The organism is Priestia sp. SIMBA_032 (genome assembly GCF_046535215.1).
Taxonomy (GTDB): Bacteria; Bacillota; Bacilli; order Bacillales; family Bacillaceae_H; genus Priestia; species Priestia aryabhattai.
Window position 1 is genome coordinate 1 of the sequence record NZ_JAWRXD010001722.1, and the last position, 228, is coordinate 228.

The 228-nt window shown below is 36.8% G+C and carries 1 pseudogene; it reads right to left on the reverse strand.

Annotation, left to right across the window (positions count from 1 at the left end):
- A pseudogene (locus SB717_RS40115) lies at window positions 1-228 on the reverse strand (GNAT family N-acetyltransferase); the annotation flags it as partial.

Consider the following 228-nt stretch of genomic DNA (forward strand, 5'->3'; position numbering starts at 1 on the left):
GTTGGTCTCGTTTTTGCAGCTACAGAAACAAGTTTCCTATCTACTTCCAAACCAAACAGTCGATTTGTAGTTATTAATGTATGCGCAGTTTGTTTTGCTTCTTCTTTCGTAGTAGGAAGCTTTACGTCTTCACAAAATTGATATATCCACTGTTCTATTAATGGTAATTCATCATTATTTACCGCCCGGAAAAGTCCGTTCGCATTACACTTCTTCTTTACTCTGTTC